Genomic DNA, 18,174 nt, shown 5'->3' with positions numbered 1-18,174 from the left:
CAATATTTGATAAAGGCGAAGTATCCATATTATATGATTGCTTCTACGAACTAGTTTGATTACATAAAAAGAATAGAATAAAGTGTATAAGTTTTTTATAAAAAGAGTTCTGGATTTTTGTTTTGCATTAACTGCATTGATTATTTTTTCTCCGGTTTTTATATTGACAACTATATTTCTTGCAATTGCTAATAATGGAGCACCATTTTTTATTCAAAGACGACCTGGAAAAAATGAAAAGATCTTTAGTATTGTAAAATTCAAAACTATGAATGACAAAAAAGATCAAAACGGAGATTTACTTCCTGACAAGGATAGAATAACCAAAATAGGAGCTTTTGTGAGAAAAACGTCCTTAGACGAAATTCCCCAATTATTTAATGTTTTAAAAGGAGAGATGTCTTTGATAGGTCCAAGGCCACTAATTATAGAATATTTACCTGTATATAATGAAACCCAAAAACGAAGACATGAAGTTACACCTGGTATTACAGGATGGGCTCAGGTAAACGGCAGAAATTCTATCACATGGAAGAAAAAATTTGAGTTTGATGTATGGTATGTAGATCATTGTAATTTTTTGTTAGATATGAAAATTATATGGATGACAATCCAAAAGGTATTACAAAAAGAAGATGTAAACTTGTCAAAAGAACAAACATCAGAGTACTTTAATGGAAATAATTAAGTTTTGATTGCTAAATGAGTAAAGATTTAGAAATAATACACATAACCAAAAAAATGCTCAAAGAGGGTATTGATAAGAATACTTATTGGCAGAATGAGCTTAATCCACTTCCAAAAAGTAAAGCATTTTGGTTGTTGTCGAACCCAAGAATAGCAGATGATGATTACTGTGGGGTTTTAGCTTACGAAAATCAAAAAATGGTATCTTTTATTTACATGTTTCCTGATTTGGCAAATATTGCCAATGATGAGACTCAAAAAGTGTATTGGATGATTTCTTGGTGGGTTGATAAAAAATACAAAGACACTGTTTTGGGGACATATATTTATAACGAAGCAGTCAATCTTACAGGAAAACAAGTGTTAATCAAATCTTATGCAGAAAATGTAAATGCATTTTATGAAAAACAACCATTTACCGTAATTGCTTCAAGATTACGGCATACTATATTTTTTAGTGTTGATGCTTCTATGCTAATAGGAAGGTTTAAATTCTTAAAATCATTTAGGTTTTTCTTGAATAAAATCGATGCATTTTCGGGTACAGTAATAAGAGGGGTAAACAAATCTAAATTTAAAAAAACTACAAAATCTTTGATTTATGATTATGTAAATAGAATAGATGATGAGACATGGAGTTTTATAGAACCTCTATGCAAGAATGACCTTATTCACAAAACCAAAGAATACATTAATTGGCAGATAAGCAATACACAATACACACAATTACCGGTTTTGGGCAAGCAATCTTATAAAACTTTACAAACCGGTACAAGTGATAATATTCATATTCATAACGTAAAAATTATAAAAGATAAAGTAATTATCGGATTTATATCCTATGTTGTTAATTACAATGAATTAAATGTAAAATATTTTCTGGTAGGTGATGATTCAAACTATGATGTATGTGTAGATGCATTGATCGAAAATTTTACCAGAAAAAAAGCAAAATTCATCTTTACAGATGACACTAAATTATCAGAAACGATAACAAAACGATATAAAACAATTTTTACTCATAAAGTAACCAAAAAGGGACTAGCTCATAATGAAACAAACTTAGATACGAATACTTTTAGTTTGTTGAACAGAGATGGTCATTTTTATTAGACACCCCATTTAGTATATTTAGAATTAAACTTAAACAAAAACATGATTATAAATTTATTTTGAAAACTATTTATAAAGACACATGAAATTTGTAAAAAAGCTACAAGAATCAATACTTAAGTATTTAGATCACAATGCACTATGTATAAACAATACTTTTTATACATACAAAGATTTTGCAGTAGAGATTTCTAGAATACGAAATGCAATATCGAATACTGTTGACGATGATGAAAAACTAATTGGTCTTGTTACAAATGATGACATACAAACGTATGCGAGTATTATTGCGCTTTGGCTAGAAGGAAAAGCCTATGTGCCCGTTAACCCGTCATCACCTATTGAAAGAAACCATAAAATATTTGAACTAACCGAAACCAAATATGTACTGGATTCTTCAGTTGATTCTATTTATCAAGAGTATTCTGTAATTTCTACATTAATAGACAAAGATGTAAGTATTAATTTAAAGGATAAAAAGGTTGATGGTAATGATATTGCTTATATTCTTTTTACATCTGGTACTACGGGGCTTCCAAAAGGGGTGCCAATCACATTTAATAATATAGAAGCCTTGGTAAGAGCTATAGATGCAGAACCAGAGTTTAATCTTTTACCTTCAGACAGATGCTTACAAATGTTTGAACTTACGTTTGATTTTTCTGTGGTCACTTATTTGTTTCCTTTTTTGTCGGGAGCATGTATTTATACAATACCAAAAGGTGCAATCAAATATTTCTATGTGTTCAAACTTATAAAAGAACAGAAGCTCACTGTTCTTACTATGGTTCCTTCTATAATAAATTATTTGAGACCTTATTTTGCAGAAATTAATGCTCCGGATGTAAGATATTGTAGTTTTGGAGGGGGAGCTTTGCATAGTGATATAGCAAAAGAGTGGAGTGACTGTTTACCCAATTGTAAGATATTTAATTACTATGGACCAACAGAATTTACAGTATATAGTGGTTTTTATCCTTATCATAAAGAAAACCATCAGAAATCTCATAATGGTATTATAGCTATTGGAACTCCTCAAAAAGACACTAAATATCTTGTTGTCGACGAAAACAATTCTGAAGTTCAGATAGGAGTGACAGGAGAATTATGTCTTGCAGGACCACAGATAACACCAGGTTATTGGAAAAATGAAGAGCGTAATGCCAAGAGTTTCTTTATTAAAAATGAAGATGGTAAAGATATACGCTATTATAAAACAGGTGACCTTTGTTTTAAAGACGAAGATCATGACTTTTTATATGTCGGACGTGCAGATTTTCAAGTAAAAATAAGAGGATACCGAGTAGAACTTGCAGAAATTGAATTTCATGCAAAAGCAAACGCTCAAAAAAAGGTAAATATGGTAGCGCTAGATATCATTAATAATTTGGGCAATGCAGAATTAGGGTTAGCCATTGAGTCAGATCCTTTTGATACAAGTAACATATTTGATCATATGAAAGCAAAAATGCCCGATTATATGATTCCTATGCATGTACAATTTGTAAAAGAGTTTCCGCATAGTATAAACGGCAAAATAAATAGAAAAGAATTAAAAACATATTTTGATATAAACGAACTAAAATGAACAAAGAAGATATTCTAAAAAAAGTAAGAGAAGCTTTTATAAGTGTGTTAGAACATGAAAATTTTGAATTAAAAGATGAAACAACTGCCAATGACGTTGACGGTTGGGAGTCTATTACACATATGATGATTATTTCTGAAGTAGAAAAACAATTCAATATCAAATTTAAGCTTATGGATCTCATGAATATGAATAATGTAGGTGATTTGATAAAGACCATCGAGTCAGAATTATAATCAGTAATAGTATTAACTCATAAAACCTAAATAAAAACAAGTTAAGAGATGTATAATCCTTATATAAAAAGGTGTTTAGACTTTATGATTTCATTATTGGGTCTGTTTATATTGCTACCTATAATAACCACACTTGTTTTAATTTTGATGATTGTAAATAGAGGAGAACCCTTTTTCTTACAATTAAGACCAGGTAAAGATGGAAAACTTTTTAAAATTATTAAGTTCAAAACAATGAGAGATCTAAAACCCGGTAAAGAAGAAGATGTACATAATGTAGCTCGAATTACAAAAATAGGTGCCTTTATAAGAAAATATTCACTTGATGAAATTCTACAGCTTATTAATGTATTAAAAGGGGATATGAGTGTAATAGGTCCAAGGCCTCTTTTGCCGGAGTATTTACCATTATATAACAAAGAACAGAGCAAAAGACATCTGGTAAGACCCGGGATTACCGGTTGGGCTCAAATAAAAGGAAGAAATACCATTAGTTGGACCCAAAAATTTGAATATGATGTTTGGTATGTAGAAAACATTAGCTTTTTTCTTGATATTAAGATACTACTACTTACGATTCAAAAAGTTTTCAAAAAAGAAGGAGTCAATATTGATCAAAACACAATTATGCCTGTCTGGAAAGGAAATGAATAACCAAAAACACAAATAAAATATTACTTTTATAATTAATCAAACCAACAAACCATCTTAAAACATAGGGAAAACTAAAATGAAAATCACAGGAACATCCAATAAAATTAGGATCTACGGAGCGGGAGGGCATTCTCAGGTAATACGTGAGGTATTAGAAGAAAATGGCTATGAGGTCACAGAAACATTTGATGATAAACCATCTGGTCGTCATTATGCTTCTAAAAATGTTACACATGGCGCTAGGGGGAATTTAAGCGATTTTCCTCATGAAGGTCATCCTGTCATTATTGCGGTAGGTATAAATGCTGAACGTGCAGAAATTGCAGGTTTTTTGAACAGTAATTTTGAAAAAGCGATTCATCAATCTGCCATTATTGCGCCTACAGCAAAAATAGGAGAAGGAACAGTAGTATTTGCCGGTGCAATTATTCAACCCAATACAAGTATTGGTAAACATGTAATCATAAATACGGCAGCTAGTATCGATCATGATAATATTATAGGGGATTTTGCTCACGTTTCTCCCAAAGCTGCTTTATGCGGTCATGTTGAAGTAGGAGAGGGATCTCATGTAGGAGTAGGAGCTGTTGTCATTCCTAAAGTTAAAATAGGAAAGTGGTGTACTATAGGAGCAGGTACGGTAGTATTAAAAGACGTACCAGATTATGCTACAGTAGTTGGTAATCCTGGTAAAGTAATTAAAATTAACACACCAAGATTGCAGGCTGAGAGTACATCAAAAATATCCGATATAACCTTTATCGGTTCAGGGATTTCTTCGTCTTTTACAATCTTACATTTATTAGAACTTTTAGAACATAATAGAGAAAGAAAAAAATTAACAATTACAGTAATTGATAAGTACAAAGAATTCCATACCGGGATACCCTATGGTTCGCGATCAGGATTTTCTGTTCATCTTATCACATCATTAAAAAACTTTTTGCCGGAACCAGAACTAAGTAAATTTATTGTATGGCTTAGTAATAATAAAACCTGGTTGCTTGATGAGTTGAAAAAAGATGGAGGAGCACTATCTCTTGATTGGATTACTAAGCATTCCGAAAAGATTGAAAACAATGAGTGGGAAGACCTCTTTATACCTCGTCGTTTTTTTGGTTGGTATATCAATGAAAAAGTCAAAAATAAGCTTGAAGAGTCTAGAGTAAAAGGATTAATCGATGTCAATTATATTCAGTCTGAAGTAGAAGATGTACAAAAAATCGAAGATCAATATGAATTATCTTTCAAAGATAATGTTTCAATACGATCAGAGAAGGTTGTACTTTCTATAGGTTCATTGCCTGTAAATCATCTATGGAAAAAACATGCATTGATAGAAGAAAATAATTTACTTTTTGTAAATAATCCTTATACACCTGATTTAAAAACAGTATTAGGACAAATACAAGATTTTGTAAAGAGACAAAAAAAAGTAAAAAGCAATGTTCTTATCGTAGGTGCTAACGCAAGTGGCCTTGAAATGCTATATAAACTTAATGACATAGAGGAAATAACGTCTCACGTAGACCAATTTACTTTTATTTCTACACAAGGGTTACTGCCAGATGCAGTTATAGACGTTAAGCGTAAAAAAGAATTTGTTCCATATCACTTACAAGCCTTAATAAATCAGACTGATATAACCTCAGAAATGATTGCAGAGGCTACTTTCAAAGATTTGGATCAAGCTGACAAAATTCATTTGGGGGCAGCTTCTACTGTAGAGATTATTTCAAAAGCTTTTGGATCTTTACTTAGTAAATTAGATGAAAAAGAGCTGAAAAAATTTGCTTGTACATATGGTAATGAAATAGGCAGAAGACAACGTTGTGCTGGATTCCACTATTCTAAAATTGTTGAATTACTAAAAGAAGAAAATCGCTTTCATCATATCGCAGGAAGATTTAGCGATTTACAAAAAAATGATTCTGGAGCGTATATTTTAGAATATTTAGACACCCAGACCAAAACAAATATGATGTATGACACCCCTATTAACATCGTAATTAATTGTGTTGGAAGCACAAACCTTACAAAAGATAATATTCCTCAATTACTTAAAAATATTATAGAAAAAGGATATAGTAAACCAAATGACTCGAAAATAGGATTCGATGTGAATCAATCTCTGGAGTCATCAGAGAATTTTCATATTATGGGGCCATTATTAGCTGGTAATATCTTTGATAACAAAGCGGTATGGCACGTAGAGCACTGTGGTCGAATTATTTGGTTATCCCATAAATTATCCCAAAAAATCAATGATTATTTCTTTGCTAATGAAGAAATAAAAAAAAGTTCCCCTATTAACTAATTTAACCTTATATGTTTAACCAATATTTTTACAATTGAAACAAAACTACAAGTTACTGACCAAAGATTTTGATGACATATCAGATCTAGAGAATTACAAAAATTTGTTGCACAATCTCTGGAATAATAATGTGTATTATTCTGTAGAACATCTGCTACATTTTCAAAAAGATACAGATGTTTTAAAATTCTTTTTATTCGAAAAAGACGGGAGTCCTATCATTTTGATGCCTTTTGTTTTCAGAAAAGTAATGATAAAAGGTAAAGAACATCCTTATTTTGATGTGATTAGTCCTTATGGATATAGTGGTCCATTATTCAATGATACAGTACTAGAAGAAGATCTAGAGGAGTTTTGGGTACATGTCGATAAATGGTATCTTGAAAATAATGTAATTACAGAGTTTATTCGATTTAGTCTAAACGAAAACTCAGTTAAATATTCTGGAGCGTTAGTAAAAACACTTTCTAATGTTAGAGGAACTCTACTAGATAATTTTGAGGATCAATGGACAGCTTTTCTACCAAAAGTTAGAAATAATTATAGAAAAGCAACAAGTTATGACCTTGATTTTAAAATTTTTAATAAAAGCGAAATAACAAAAGATATCATTAAAATTTTTAATGATATTTATGTAGAAACCATGCATAGAAATAATGCAGACAGTATTTACTTCTTTTCTAATGTATATTTTGAGAATCTTATTCTGTCTAATATAAACAACTTTTCTATTGCCATAGCCTATTATCAGGATATACCTGTTTCTATAGAACTTATCATTCATTATAAAGAGACTATGTTTGCTTTTCTAGGAGGAACAAATGCAGAATATTTTAGTTACAGACCCAATGATTTTTTGAGAGTAAAAATCATAGAGTGGGCAATTCAAAGTAAAATTCAACATTATGTTTTGGGAGGTGGAATGAAAGATGGAGATGGGTTGTATAAAAATAAAAAATCTCTTTTTCCAAAAGATGAAGATGTTATTTTTTATACAGGTCGCAAAATTGTGAACGAAACAGTCTATGATGAATTATGTTCGTCAGCTAATCCTGAATATTCTGATGTCCATAAGCAAAATCTAAAAGACTACTTTTTTCCTTTTTATAGATTAAGTGTATGAAAACGGTAAGAATAGATTATTTTTTCGAATTGTTTGAAAAAAATTCGATTCCAAAACTTTTTTCAAAAGTACACGATCCTAAAAATGAAAAAACAATCGAAAATCCTGATTTTAATAAAGGAACAATTGACAACGCTGTAAACTCTGTCTTCTTTGTACCAGATTATTTACAGCCTGTTTTGGGTTCAGACAGTTATACGATAAAAAAAATAGAACAATTTTTTAAAGGATATGCTATTGTATTAGATGGACATGACAGTGCGGATGCATATGTAAAACATAGGTTTAGAAGCAATGCCAAAGGGATTCGAAGAAGAATAAAAAGGCTAGAAGCATGCTTTCAGATTTCATATCAAACATTCTATGGGAATATAGAAAAAGAACAATATGATTTTTTTATGGATAGCCTTGAAAAAATGCTGATAAGGCGGTTCAAACAACGTAATGATACAAGTCAAAGCCTTTTGCGATGGGAATATTATAAAAATTTGTATTTCTCATTAATTAATGAGAAAAAAGCGTCAATGTTAGTCATCTTTGATAGAAATCAACCTATTTTGGTGTCTCTCAATCATCATTTTCATGGTAGATTATTCAGTGCAATATCTTCTTACGATATTGATTATGGTAAATATAGTTTAGGTAGTGTTGAGATTTATAAAAAATTAGATTGGTGTCTCGCAAATGATCATGTTTCGTATGAGATGGGAATGGGGGATTTAAGCTACAAAAGAGAGTGGAGTAATCATATCTACAATTTTGAACATCAAATCATTTATCCAAAAGGTTCTGTATTAGCTTCAATAAAAGGAAATATAGAATTTTTAAAAGCGACGATAAAAGAGTTTATTTTTAAAATAGCATATGTACGATATAAAAATTATAAAGCAAAACGCAAAAAAAATCCGATACTTTCAATAAAAAGTGAGGTATCACCAATTGAGGCAATAAATAATGTTCCTGATGGGGTTCAGATTGATTTTAATAAAGAACAATATACTTTCTTAAGAAAAACAGTTTACGATTTTTTATACGCTGCAATAGAAAATGTTTCAAATGTCAGTGTTTTACAATTAAATAAGCAAGAACATTCATTTCTGATCATAGGAAAATCAAAAATGCAGCATGTTGTTTTTGAAAATGTACCTGATAAAATAGATAATTTAAATAGCGTTTAAATTTTAAATAATTGACCTGTACTTTCTCTAACAGAATACCAAAAGTCACCTTCAAGATCTATTTTCTTTCTTTTATTGGTAACTTCATTAATAGGTATATGTACGAATTTGCCGTTTAGCATTCCTACGACAAATCTGGTTTTTCCTGCCATTGCTCCATGTACAGCAAAATGAGCAAGCCTGGTACAAAAAACACTATCATTTGCATTTGCAGGGGCACTTCTGATGATGTAGCTCGGATCTATGTACTTTACCGTTATTGGATGTTGTATGGTTTTAAAATATTCGTTTATTTTATTTTTAAGTAGTATTCCTATGTCTTTGTGTAAGACATTTCCAGAAGCATCTTTTTGTTGTTCCGTAGCGTTAAATAAGTGTTGTCCTGCACCTTCTGCAACTACAATCACAGCATGTTTTTTTTGTAGTAGTCTATTTTTTAGCGCTTCTAAAAGGCCGTTTTCGCCTTCTAACTCAAAACTCATTTCTGGGATGAGTACAAAATTTACAACAGGCATAGAAAGTGCAGCAGATGCAGCAATAAAACCACTATCTCTGCCCATAAGTTTTACAATTGCAACACCATTATAAGCACCGGTAGCTTCGTTATGTGCATCTTTGATAATTGGGTTTGCAATATCAAAGGCGGTTTCAAATCCAAAAGACTTATCAATTAAGTTGATGTCATTATCTATTGTTTTAGGAATACCGATAACTGCACAATTGATATTTCGTTTACGTATTTCTTCTCCGATAGCATCAGCACCTTTTAAAGTCCCATCTCCACCGATAGTAAATAGCATGTTTATCTTATTTTTTTCTATAGTATCAACCATATCAGGAACACTTTGTGCTCCTCTTGATGATCCTAAAATGGTACCTCCGAATTCATGAATGTTTTTTACATGTTCTGGGGTGAGTTTGATAAAACCATGACCATATTTAGGGATCAATCCTTCATATCCATAAGGAACTCCTAATATTTTTTGCACTCCATAAAAATAATGAAGTGACATTACAATACCGCGAATAACATTATTTATCCCGGGAGACAAACCACCACAAGTAACGATACCAGCAGTAGTTTCTTTAGCTTCAAAAAAAACTTTTTCTCTAGGGCCAGCTTTTTCCATGCTCATTGCTTCTATATGATCACTAGAATACTCTTTTAGGTTTGAAGTTGAAATGTCGTGCAAAACTCTGTCATCTTCAGAAATAAAATTGAAAACTCCATCACCTTTGGTTTTGCTTAGTTGTAAAGGAGATTGTACAGTCGGAGTACCTAGGGAATGAATTTTGAAGTTTTTGTGGTTCATATTTTTTTATAATAGGTTGAAATCACAAATTATAGAAACCTAATTGTCAAAACAAGCAAAATAGATTCTTTAAAGAAAATTTAATATTTGTGTCTTTAAATTGTTATTCATTGGGTAGTCCTGTTTCGAAACCATCAATACTTGATACATTTTTTTCTTTGCGATATTTATCTAGACGTTCTTCTCCCTGTTTTTGTGCCCATGTATTCAATTGTGTTCTTTCTTCTTTAAAATCCATAAATGGCACAGCATAACCACATGATGTTTGTACGAGATCAACATGCATTTCTATAATTTGGCGTGAACCGGGTGTCTCTGGGAATAAACTAATGTATTCCTGATATTTTTGCTCACTGGGATGAAAGGTTTTTGCATTACCATAAAGTCTCAGGATGAGAGGTTTTCCTTCAAAAGAACAAAACATAATAGTCATTCGATTGTTTTTGAGCAGATGAGCGGCAGTTTCATTTCCACTTCCGGTAAGATTAAGCCATATTACAGTATTAGAATCTGTAACTCTTAATGTATCCATACCTTTTGGAGAGATATTAACTCTACCTTCGTTAGCTGCTGTTCCGACAAAAAACACTTTTTGTTGTTGTATAAATTCCTGTAGCTCAGAAGTGAGTTCTTTTAATAATTTTGCCATACGTACTTTGAACGATATTGTTTTTAGATAAGTAATATAAATATTTTAAAAATTAAAAGAATAATTTTTGACTTTAGATTTATTGTACCTTTAAAAACTAGATGTTTTTTAAATTAATGTTGAAATCGTACGTACAATTATATGATATTAGAAACAGAAAGATTATTACTTCGTGAGTTTACCATTGATGATGCAGACTTTATTTTAGAATTAGTAAATACTCCCCAATGGTTAAAATATATAGGAGATAAAGGAGTGAAAACGCTAAATGATGCAGAAAAATATCTAAAAGAAGGTCCTATCACAAGTTATCGAGATAATGGTTTTGGATTGTGGTTAGTACAATTAAAAAATACTAACATTGCCATTGGAATGTGCGGATTAGTTAACAGAAATACTCTTGATCATATAGATATAGGCTTTGCAATGCTTCCTGATTATTCAAAAAAAGGTTATGGATTTGAAATTGCAAGTGCTACGCTTAATTATGCCAAAAATAGTCTGAATATTGATAAAGTTATTGCAATAACAGATCCAAATAATATAGCTTCTATACAATTATTGAATAAGCTTGGCCTTCACTTTGAAAAAACATTAAAATTGTCTGATGATGATAGCGTTTTGGTCTTTGCTCCAGCATTATATACCAATGATAGAAAAAAAATCAATGACATAACAGCTAATTTTTATGCTGTTTTTGCCAATATAAAAGTAAAAAAGCCTAATGTAGATGCTTTACAAGAGTTATTTGTCTCAAATGGGAGGCTAACAAATAATACATACGATACTTCTGAAGTTTTAGACTTAAAAGATTTTATTTCATCAAGAAAAAAAATCCTTAGCGATGGTGCATTACTAGATTTTAGTGAAGGAGAAATTTATCACAAAACTGAAGTATTTAATACGATAGCCCATAGATTTAGTTTTTATCAAAAATCCGGGAAATTGAATGGCACTCATTTTGAATCAAAAGGCATGAAAACCATTCAGTTCATAAAAGAAAATGAAGAATGGAAAATATTGTCTGTAGCATGGAGTGATGAGATTATAGAATAATATTTATTAATTCGTACTATTTTTTTGACATCTTCTGCTTAAGGTGCTCACTTATCGTCTTTGCAATAAGCTCTCTGCCATTATTATTCCAATGTCTATCATAGATTAAAGTTGTAGACTTTTTCGAAGCTTCAAAAAGAGGAGCAAAATCAATATAATTGAATTGATTTTTTTCTAAATAAGATAAAAATAATGGACTTGTTATTCTAGAGTCTAATAATAAAGAAAAGCGTTTTTTATCAAAACCGTAGGTGTTAATTAGCTTTTCAAAATTATTAAGATATTTTTTTTCCTTTTCTTTTTTAAGTCTCAATATCTCTTGTTCACTAATTTTTTTTGTGGGTTTAATAGGTCTTAGCATAGTTTTTAATCTATAGACTAGCCTTTGTGGAGGGTCTAGGATACCAATACTTTTAGAGTAAACTAATAATTTACTTTTCTTCAGGAGCCTGTTTAAAGGTGATTCCAGAGCCAAACGACCAGAAACGACTTGATATTGATAACGAGTGAGATCATTAGAAAATTTAATCCCTAATACGACATGGTCAATCAAATCAAATTTATCTTTATATGAGTGCACCAAGTGTAATTGATCAGCAAAATCATATCCTGCATATCCATATTCATAGACTTCAATATCAGAAAACTCATTTTCAATCTTTTTACCTATAGAATTGTAGTAATCCTGATGAAAACCTTCTATAAAAGAATCCCCAACAAGCGCTATTTCTATTTTGTCTTTTGTAGGTTTAAATTCACGATAAGAATTATAACCTGAGCTATTGATATGATATTCTGAAAAATTTTGTCTTCGATTTCCGGTTACAGAAAAACCATTTTGATTTGGTAACCATTTTTCTACTTCATGTTCATCAAGAAATCGGGTAGGAGTGTCCTTACCTAAATGAAAAATACGTACCAATATTTCTAAAGAAATAAGGATTAAAAAAATATATAAACCGCTTTTTAAAAAGAGTCTTTTCATTTTATATTACAATTATATTGTATTCGTCACTTTACGCCTTTAAAATTGGAAATAAATAAAAGATCGATCTATATGATCGTCATAAAATAACAACATTCCTAAAATCACTAATGTATATGCAATAAACCTTACAATTCTTGATTTAAATTTGAAAGGTGCTCGTTCATCTTTTCTAATACGATATTCATAGAGCACAAATAATCCAAGTAAAATAAAGTAATCGATCATTCGGTACCCTAAAGGATGTTCGTAACTTTCAAAGCTAAAATTAGTAAATATCTGTTTCAAAAACTCAAAAGCATCTGTTATAGACTGCGATCTAAAAAAAACTCTTGAAAAAGTCACAAGAAGAAAAGTACTGAATATCTGCAAAATTTCTATCCCCGAAGGAAACCATTTGTTTTCTGCTACAACAGTATTCATATATATTCTATTTCTACCCATCAAAAATACAGGGATGTATAATATTGCATGGATGGCTCCCCAAACAATAAACGTCCAATTAGCGCCATGCCAAAAACCACTAACCAAAAATATGATGATAATATTTCTTACTGATTTAAGTTTGCTAACTCTGCTTCCACCCAAAGGAATGTAAACATAATGTCTAAACCAAGTAGAGAGAGATACATGCCATCTTTGCCAATACTCTGCAACATTTCTCGAAAAATTAGGAAATTTGAAATTTGACATTAGCTCAATACCAAATAGTTTAGCAGTTCCTATAGCTATATCAGAGTATCCACTAAAGTCTCCATAAACTTGAAAACTGAATAACGATACCCCTAAAATAAGAGTAGAAGCCGGATATTCGCTATAATTTGCAAAAATGTCATCGACAATAGGAGCTATAGCATCTGCGATCACAACTTTTTTGAATAATCCCCAAAGGATTAATTTTAATCCTTCTTTACATTGAATGTAATTAAATTTTCTCTTTGCGGTTATTTGTGATAATAAGTTAGAAGCTCTTTCAATCGGCCCCGCTACTAGCTGAGGAAAAAAGCTTACAAATGTAGCAAAAGAGATTAAATTTTTTGTAGGCACTAATCTTTTGTAATAAATGTCTAATGAGTATGACATAGTTTGAAAAGTATAGAATGAAATACCAACAGGTAATATAATTTGTAAAGTCCAACTACTCTGTTGCTCATATCCCAAAAGCGAAGTGAAATCTATCCAGGAATTAATAAAAAAATTATAATATTTAAAAAATCCCAGAAGACCTATATTAAATAAGACGCTAACCCATAGCCATCCTTTTCTGGTTTTGTGATTTGTACTTTTATGAATTGCTTGTCCAACAAAAAAATCCACAAGAGTACTTGCTATAATTAGAAATAAAAATCGCCAATCCCAAAGTCCATAAAATAAATAACTGGCGACAAGTATAAAAAGATTCTGTAATTGTATTTTCTTACGAAAAATATACCAGTATAGTATAAAAACAACTGGAAGAAAAATAAAAAAATCTAAAGAGTTAAATAACATCTCTTATTAATATCGATTATAAAAATTGTTGAGGAAATCACACTTTTGTAAGGTGATGTGAAACCTAATAAAATGACCGTAAATTTTATGTAATTAATTTTATTAATCAAATATTTATGACATTATTTTTAATTATTTGATAAAAGGAATTGTTTTTAGGACAAACACCTTGCAAAAAAGGGGAAAATACCCCTTTGTTAAATAGTTATTGACCTCGCTCAAAACGATTTATATATAGTATCCTTGTACAGGATATTTTTAGGAATGAATTTATTTTGAATTTTTAAGAATATCCTCTAAAAACAAATTTAATTTATGATTTAATTATGTTAAATTAAGAGTATTTTAATTATTGTTAAAGATTAAAAATGTTATTTTGTGTATTAATACTAGTATTAATTGGTTAATAAAATAAAAAAAATCTTACAATAGTATTTTTAAATATAGCTTTTTGAGACTGATTTTAGTTTTTTGACGTCTTTTTGGGTATTCTGTCTAAAAACTGAATTTTTTAATCAAAAATTGATTTAACTAAGTTATTTTAGCACTGGAAAAATTATAATAATTTAATTCAGTAATTGGAAGTTAAACCCCCTTCTTCCTGCGTTTTTTAGATTGTCATTAATATCTTCGATTGGAAGTGTTTTTATTACACTTTTAGTTGTGGTATGAGTTATTGTTCACTATTTAATTATAGAAAATGAATATAATTGATGCAAAACGAATATGGCTTTCTTCTCCGCATATGGGTGGAAAGGAACAATATTATGTGCAAGAAGCTTTTGATACTAATTGGGTAGCACCTCTTGGTCCTAATGTTGATGGTTTTGAAAATGATATCCAAACTTATCTTCAAAATAATGTTCATGTTGCTGCTTTAAGTTCAGGTACTGCAGCACTACATTTAGGATTAAAATTATTAGGAGTAACCAACGGAGATGAAGTATTATGCCAAAGTATGACATTTGCAGCATCTGCAAATCCAATTACTTATCTTGGCGCCAAACCTGTTTTTATTGATAGCGAAGCCAAAACCTGGAATATCTGCCCGGAGCAATTAGAGATAGCAATTAAAGATCGTATTTCTAAAGGTAAAAAACCAAAAGCTATAATTGCAGTTCATTTGTATGGTATGCCATATGATGTCGATGCAATCCATGCAATAGCATTACAATATAGAATCCCCATATTAGAAGATAGCGCAGAAGCTCTTGGAAGCACTTTTCAAGGGGTTAAATGTGGAACTTTTGGAGATATAGCGATTTTATCTTTTAACGGAAATAAAATTATAACTACATCAGGTGGTGGAGCATTAATTTCGAAAAAGAAAGAAGATAAACAAAAAGCTATTTTTTTAGCAACACAAGCCCGAGATAATGCAGCACATTATGAACATTCTGAAATTGGTTATAATTATAGGATGAGCAACATTACTGCTGGTATTGGTAGAGGCCAAATGGAAGTTTTGGATCAACATGTTTCTAATAGACGTGGTAATTACGATTTCTATAAAAGCCAATTAAGCAAATATGCAGATATAAAGTTTTTAGAAGAACCAGCAGGCTACCATAGTAATAGATGGTTAACATGTATAGAAACAAGTTCTTATGAACTAAGAGAAGAAATACGATCAGCACTAGCAAATGATAATATAGAATCAAGACCGTTATGGAAACCCATGCATCAACAACCTGTGTTTGCAGATTGTACTGCTTACCTCAATGGAATTTCTGACGACTTATTTAATAGGGGGCTTTGCCTGCCTAGTGGATCAAATCTTGAAAAAGATGATTTATTTAGAACAGTATCAGTAATTAAAAATGTCTTGGGATGATAAAAAACTACCTTTTAAACAATTCACATAAACATGCGTCAAAATGGTTAGTATTGGCCATCGATGTGTTTATTGTAATTTTTAACTTCTTTTTGGCTTATGTCATAAGGTTTGGGATAACATTGGATTTTGATACAACCCATATGTTCTATCAACTACCAATTATGGCTGTTTTATCTACACTGAGTTTTTTACTTATTGGTTCTTATAAAGGAGTGGTACGCCATACGGGGATTAGAGATGCTTATAATTTATTCATATCAGTAACAGTCTTAATAGCGTTAACATCTTTTCTGATGATGTTGAGTAGGTCTTTACTGGTTTATGAGCAAATGAATATTCCTGTATCTATTATATGTATTCATTACATGCTTAATATCATAGTGTTAACAACAAGCCGTTTGATATTCAAATACTGTTATTACTATGTTAAGTCTAAAATCGGTGAAGTATCTAGAATTTTAATTTATGGAGCAGGAGACTCTGGATTGATAACACAAGCAGCGATAACAAATGATTCTACTCGTTCTTTGACCGTTGTTGGTTTTATTGATGATAACCCACAAAAAATAGGAAAAACAATCAATGGTATTAAAGTGTATAGTTCTAATGCTATATCACAAAAATTTATTGATAGAAATAATGTGAACGAAATTGTAGTTTCAATACCACATATTGATAAGAAAAGATTATCAGAGATTTCAGATAATTTACTTAAGCTTCCTGTAAAGGTAAAAATCATCCCTGCTGTAAACGATTGGATCGATGGTAAATTAAATGTGTCACAAATAAAGGAGATACAGATAGAAGATTTACTGGAGAGAGCTCCAATTAATATGGAAAATCAAAATATAAAGAGAGAGCTCCATGATAAAATAATTATGATTACAGGTGCTGCCGGATCGATAGGTAGTGAGATTGTAAGACAAGCTTCTTATTATAGTTACAAACACTTGGTTTTAATCGATCAGGCAGAATCCCCACTATATGATTTACAACAAGAATTGTTAAGTAAAGGGATTACTAATTTTACACCCATAGTTGCAGATATAAGAGATCATCAGCGTATCGAAACTATTTTTGATAAGTACAGGCCTAATATGGTTTTTCATGCTGCGGCATATAAGCATGTGCCACTAATGGAAGCAAACCCTAGCGAGGCTATCAAAATTAATGTTCTTGGTACTCGAAAATTAGCAGATTTATCTTCAGAGTTCGGGGTTGATAAATTTGTATTTGTTTCAACAGATAAAGCTGTTAACCCTACAAACGTAATGGGAGCAACCAAAAGAGTTGCTGAGATGTATATCAAGTGTTTACAAGGAACTAGTAAAACAAAATACATCACTACTCGTTTCGGAAATGTATTAGGTTCTAATGGTTCTGTAATTCCTCTTTTCAAAAAGCAAATTCAAAAAGGTGGACCATTGACTGTCACTCATAAAGATGTAACACGTTTTTTTATGACTATTCCAGAAGCTTCTCAATTAGTTATCGAGGCCGGAACAATGGGGAATGGAGGAGAAATCTTCATTTTTGATATGGGTGAATCAGTTAAGATTTTTGATCTTGCCAAAAAAATGATACGTCTTTCTGGATTGAGTTATCCAAATGATATAGATATAGAAATAACAGGATTAAGACCAGGAGAGAAATTATATGAAGAACTCCTCGCTGATACAGAAAATACATTACCTACATATCACAAAAAAATAATGATAAGTAAATTTGATGATAGTGATTGTTCATTGGTAAGAGACAAAATAGACGATCTTTGTATCATGAACCTTTTGAATCAAGATCATCAAATCGTTGGGAAATTAAAAGAAATAGTACCAGAATTTATTTCAAATAATTCAACTTTTGAAAGTATTGATAAAATCAATATGAAAAATGAGAAAGAAATAGAAAAAGTACTAGTTTAAAAAGTTAAAGTATTATTGATAAAAT

15 protein-coding genes are annotated in these 18,174 nt (G+C 30.7%); 11 read left to right on the top strand and 4 right to left on the bottom strand.

Annotation, left to right across the window (positions count from 1 at the left end; translation table 11 throughout):
- Positions 1-82: 82 nt before the first annotated feature.
- From FHK87_RS02540 to FHK87_RS02505, 8 genes are all read left to right on the top strand, one after another.
- A complete protein-coding gene (locus tag FHK87_RS02540; protein WP_140589390.1) occupies positions 83-688 on the top strand; it encodes a sugar transferase in 606 nt (201 codons plus the stop codon).
- Positions 689-702: 14 nt separating this feature from the next.
- A complete protein-coding gene (locus FHK87_RS02535; RefSeq protein ID WP_140589388.1) occupies positions 703-1,800 on the top strand; it encodes a hypothetical protein in 1,098 nt (365 codons plus the stop codon).
- 82 nt (positions 1,801-1,882) lie between these two features.
- A complete protein-coding gene (locus FHK87_RS02530; protein ID WP_140589386.1) occupies positions 1,883-3,388 on the top strand; it encodes an AMP-binding protein in 1,506 nt (501 codons plus the stop codon).
- Positions 3,385-3,624 carry an acyl carrier protein gene (locus FHK87_RS02525; RefSeq protein ID WP_140589383.1) on the top strand — a complete coding sequence of 80 codons (240 nt, stop codon included), beginning with the start codon at positions 3,385-3,387 and terminating at the stop codon, positions 3,622-3,624. Before FHK87_RS02530 ends, FHK87_RS02525 begins: the two co-directional genes overlap by 4 nt.
- Positions 3,625-3,672: 48 nt before the next feature.
- A complete protein-coding gene (locus FHK87_RS02520; protein WP_140589381.1) occupies positions 3,673-4,278 on the top strand; it encodes a sugar transferase in 606 nt (201 codons plus the stop codon).
- A gap of 76 nt (positions 4,279-4,354) precedes the next feature.
- Positions 4,355-6,595 (top strand): NeuD/PglB/VioB family sugar acetyltransferase, encoded by a 2,241-nt coding sequence (locus FHK87_RS02515; protein WP_140589379.1) that lies wholly within the window; start codon positions 4,355-4,357, stop codon positions 6,593-6,595.
- 34 nt (positions 6,596-6,629) lie between these two features.
- Positions 6,630-7,718, top strand: coding sequence for a GNAT family N-acetyltransferase (locus FHK87_RS02510; protein WP_140589377.1), 1,089 nt, complete (start codon positions 6,630-6,632; stop codon positions 7,716-7,718).
- The gene (locus FHK87_RS02505; protein ID WP_140589375.1) at positions 7,715-8,896 is read left to right on the top strand and encodes a GNAT family N-acetyltransferase; all 1,182 of its coding nucleotides are present in this window, start codon (positions 7,715-7,717) and stop codon (positions 8,894-8,896) included. The genes FHK87_RS02510 and FHK87_RS02505 overlap by 4 nt, the downstream gene beginning before the upstream one ends.
- On the opposite strand, the gene FHK87_RS02500 is transcribed toward FHK87_RS02505, so the two are convergent.
- Positions 8,893-10,209, bottom strand: coding sequence for an ATP-dependent 6-phosphofructokinase (locus FHK87_RS02500; RefSeq protein WP_140589373.1), 1,317 nt, complete (start codon positions 10,207-10,209; stop codon positions 8,893-8,895). The genes FHK87_RS02505 and FHK87_RS02500 overlap by 4 nt on opposite strands.
- 103 nt (positions 10,210-10,312) lie before the next feature.
- Entirely contained in the window at positions 10,313-10,858 is a 546-nt protein-coding gene (locus tag FHK87_RS02495) for a pyridoxamine 5'-phosphate oxidase family protein (RefSeq protein ID WP_140589371.1), read from the bottom strand.
- Between the two features lie 141 nt (positions 10,859-10,999).
- Here FHK87_RS02495 and FHK87_RS02490 point away from each other — a divergent pair, with 141 nt between their 5' ends.
- Positions 11,000-11,914, top strand: coding sequence for a GNAT family N-acetyltransferase (locus FHK87_RS02490; protein ID WP_140589369.1), 915 nt, complete (start codon positions 11,000-11,002; stop codon positions 11,912-11,914).
- A 16-nt stretch (positions 11,915-11,930) separates the two neighbouring features.
- Here FHK87_RS02490 and FHK87_RS02485 read toward each other — a convergent pair whose 3' ends face one another.
- Both FHK87_RS02485 and FHK87_RS02480 read right to left on the bottom strand, forming a co-directional pair.
- Positions 11,931-12,899 (bottom strand): hypothetical protein, encoded by a 969-nt coding sequence (locus FHK87_RS02485; protein ID WP_140589367.1) that lies wholly within the window; start codon positions 12,897-12,899, stop codon positions 11,931-11,933.
- A 39-nt stretch (positions 12,900-12,938) separates the two neighbouring features.
- Positions 12,939-14,216 carry an MBOAT family O-acyltransferase gene (locus FHK87_RS02480; protein ID WP_317133533.1) on the bottom strand — a complete coding sequence of 426 codons (1,278 nt, stop codon included), beginning with the start codon at positions 14,214-14,216 and terminating at the stop codon, positions 12,939-12,941.
- Between the two features lie 874 nt (positions 14,217-15,090).
- On the opposite strand from FHK87_RS02480, the gene FHK87_RS02475 reads away from it, so the two are divergent.
- On the top strand, positions 15,091-16,224 hold the full coding sequence (locus FHK87_RS02475) for a DegT/DnrJ/EryC1/StrS family aminotransferase (RefSeq protein WP_140589362.1): 1,134 nt from the start codon (positions 15,091-15,093) through the stop codon (positions 16,222-16,224).
- Positions 16,221-18,149: a polysaccharide biosynthesis protein gene (locus FHK87_RS02470; RefSeq protein WP_140589360.1), complete on the top strand. Its 1,929-nt coding sequence runs from the start codon at positions 16,221-16,223 to the stop codon at positions 18,147-18,149. Before FHK87_RS02475 ends, FHK87_RS02470 begins: the two co-directional genes overlap by 4 nt.
- Positions 18,150-18,174: the final 25 nt, after the last annotated feature.

Origin of the sequence: Aquimarina algicola, from assembly GCF_006443095.1 — a bacterium.
GTDB classification, from domain to species: Bacteria; Bacteroidota; Bacteroidia; order Flavobacteriales; family Flavobacteriaceae; genus Aquimarina; species Aquimarina algicola.
This window is presented reverse-complemented; position numbering and strand designations above follow the sequence as displayed.

What these genes read in the sequence shown, in the direction of transcription:
- FHK87_RS02485 (WP_140589367.1), bottom strand. Translation starts at nt 12,899, where the DNA reads ATGAAAAGACTCTTTTTAAAAAGCGGTTTATATATTTTTTTAATCCTT.
- FHK87_RS02475 (WP_140589362.1), top strand. Translation starts at nt 15,091, where the DNA reads ATGAATATAATTGATGCAAAACGAATATGGCTTTCTTCTCCGCATATG.
- FHK87_RS02535 (WP_140589388.1), top strand. Translation starts at nt 703, where the DNA reads ATGAGTAAAGATTTAGAAATAATACACATAACCAAAAAAATGCTCAAA.
- FHK87_RS02505 (WP_140589375.1), top strand. Translation starts at nt 7,715, where the DNA reads ATGAAAACGGTAAGAATAGATTATTTTTTCGAATTGTTTGAAAAAAAT.
- FHK87_RS02515 (WP_140589379.1), top strand. Translation starts at nt 4,355, where the DNA reads ATGAAAATCACAGGAACATCCAATAAAATTAGGATCTACGGAGCGGGA.
- FHK87_RS02525 (WP_140589383.1), top strand. Translation starts at nt 3,385, where the DNA reads ATGAACAAAGAAGATATTCTAAAAAAAGTAAGAGAAGCTTTTATAAGT.
- FHK87_RS02470 (WP_140589360.1), top strand. Translation starts at nt 16,221, where the DNA reads ATGATAAAAAACTACCTTTTAAACAATTCACATAAACATGCGTCAAAA.
- FHK87_RS02520 (WP_140589381.1), top strand. Translation starts at nt 3,673, where the DNA reads ATGTATAATCCTTATATAAAAAGGTGTTTAGACTTTATGATTTCATTA.
- FHK87_RS02500 (WP_140589373.1), bottom strand. Translation starts at nt 10,209, where the DNA reads ATGAACCACAAAAACTTCAAAATTCATTCCCTAGGTACTCCGACTGTA.
- FHK87_RS02490 (WP_140589369.1), top strand. Translation starts at nt 11,000, where the DNA reads ATGATATTAGAAACAGAAAGATTATTACTTCGTGAGTTTACCATTGAT.
- FHK87_RS02495 (WP_140589371.1), bottom strand. Translation starts at nt 10,858, where the DNA reads ATGGCAAAATTATTAAAAGAACTCACTTCTGAGCTACAGGAATTTATA.
- FHK87_RS02530 (WP_140589386.1), top strand. Translation starts at nt 1,883, where the DNA reads ATGAAATTTGTAAAAAAGCTACAAGAATCAATACTTAAGTATTTAGAT.